This window comes from Trebonia sp. (assembly GCF_049794275.1).
Taxonomy (GTDB): domain Bacteria; phylum Actinomycetota; class Actinomycetes; order Streptosporangiales; family Streptosporangiaceae; genus Trebonia.
This window is the reverse complement of record NZ_JBARCR010000569.1, coordinates 1-1,549: the sequence shown is the minus strand read 5'-3', so window position 1 is coordinate 1,549 and position 1,549 is coordinate 1. Positions and strand designations below refer to the sequence as shown.

2 protein-coding genes and 1 pseudogene are annotated in these 1,549 nt (G+C 69.9%); all 3 read left to right on the top strand.

From position 1 onward, the window contains the following. Nucleotides 1-615, top strand: a pseudogene (locus WA805_RS15530) (hypothetical protein); the annotation flags it as partial. Nucleotides 616-633: 18 nt separating this feature from the next. Then, nucleotides 634-1,440: a DinB family protein gene (locus WA805_RS15525; protein ID WP_425242673.1), complete on the top strand. Its 807-nt coding sequence runs from the start codon at nucleotides 634-636 to the stop codon at nucleotides 1,438-1,440. Further along, nucleotides 1,418-1,549, top strand: a 132-nt coding sequence (locus tag WA805_RS15520) for a DUF1810 family protein (protein ID WP_425242674.1), incomplete at its 3' end; no start/stop codon positions are given. The genes WA805_RS15525 and WA805_RS15520, both read left to right, overlap by 23 nt.

Sequence of the window (1,549 nt, the reverse complement as noted above, 5' to 3'; positions counted from 1 at the left end):
TCGGTCCCGTTCCTCACGATGGCCGATCACTATCTCGGCGGAGCGGCCGTCCTGGCATGGATCGCCGGAATCCTCTCTGTGCTGGCCACCCTGATCGCGGGAGCCGATTCCCAGTCGCGCTTGCTCTTCGACGGCGGCCGGACGGGGCTGCTGCCGGCAAAGCTGGGCCATGTCCACTCCCGGTCCGGCACGCCGGTGAATGCGCTGCTTTTCATGACGGCCGCCGGGCTGGGGATCATCGGGATCTGGTGGGTGTCTCACCTCGTCACCGGGGACACCGGATCGATGGACCCGGTTGGCCTGTACGCCGAGTGCTCGACGATGGCGACGATCGTGATCCTCTTCGTCTACTTCCTGACGATGCTCTCCCTGCCGGTGTTTATGTGGCGCCGCCACCGGGCCTCGTTTTCGCTCCTCAGGCATGTGGTTATCCCGGTCCTCGGGTCCGCCACCCTGATCGTCCCGTTCGTCGAGCTGTGCCAGCCCGGGCAGCCCGCCCCCTACAACGCCTTCCCGTTCATCGCCCTCGCGCTCGTGGCGGCGATCGCGGTGATCGCCTGGCTTGTCGTGCGCCGTCACCCGCACGCCGGAGCAGGTGAAGGAGCGGAAGCCTGAGCGGGGTACGGTCGGGCCATGGCCGACTTCACCGGGGACAATCTGACCGGTTCGCGATTCGAGCGCGTCGACCTCAGCGGCTCGGAGTTCCTGGCGGTCAACCTGAGCGGCAGCCGGTTCCGCGGCGTCGCGCTGAGCGGGTCCGTGCTGCGCGGTGTCGAACTGGGCAACGTCGACATCAACGGCGAGATCGAGAACGTGACGGTCAACGGCGTCGACATCGGGCCGCTGATCGACGCCGAACTGAACAAGCGCTACCCCGACCGGGTCAAGATGCGCCCCGCGGACCCGGCGGGCTTCCGCGAGGCGTGGGACACCGTGGAGCGGCTCTGGGACCAGACCGTCGCCAGGGCCCGCCGTCTGCCGCCGGAGTCGCTGCACGAGCCGGTCGACGGCGAGTGGTCGTTCACCGAGACGCTGCGCCACCTGGCGTTCGCCACCGACGCGTGGATCAGGCGGGCGGTGCTTGGCGACCCGGCGCCGTGGGACCCGCTGGACCTGCCGTGGGACGAGATGCGGGACACCCCCGGGGTGCCCAGGGACCGCGCCGTTCGCCCCTCGCTCGAGACGGTCCTCGCGCTGCGCCGCGACCGGATGTCCACCGTCCGCGAGCTCGTCGACGGCCTGACCGACGCGTCGCTCAGCGCCAGCACCGAACCGGTCGAAGGACCAGGCTGGCCGCCGCCCCGGAGCTTCCCGGTCCGCGAATGCCTGCTGTTCGTCCTCAACGAGGAGTGGGAACACCACCTGTACGCCGAACGGGACCTGGCCGCCCTCGAAGCCCGCCAGCGGGAGGACGCCGATGGACGATCCTTACCGGCTTGAGCGGTTCGCGCAGGCGCAGGATGCCGGCGGCACCTACCAGCGGGCCGTCGCGGAACTGCGCGCGGGCCGGAAGGTGAGCCACTGGATGTGGTTCGTCTTCCCGCAGGTC

What these genes read in the sequence shown, in the direction of transcription:
- WA805_RS15525 (WP_425242673.1), top strand. Translation starts at nt 634, where the DNA reads ATGGCCGACTTCACCGGGGACAATCTGACCGGTTCGCGATTCGAGCGC.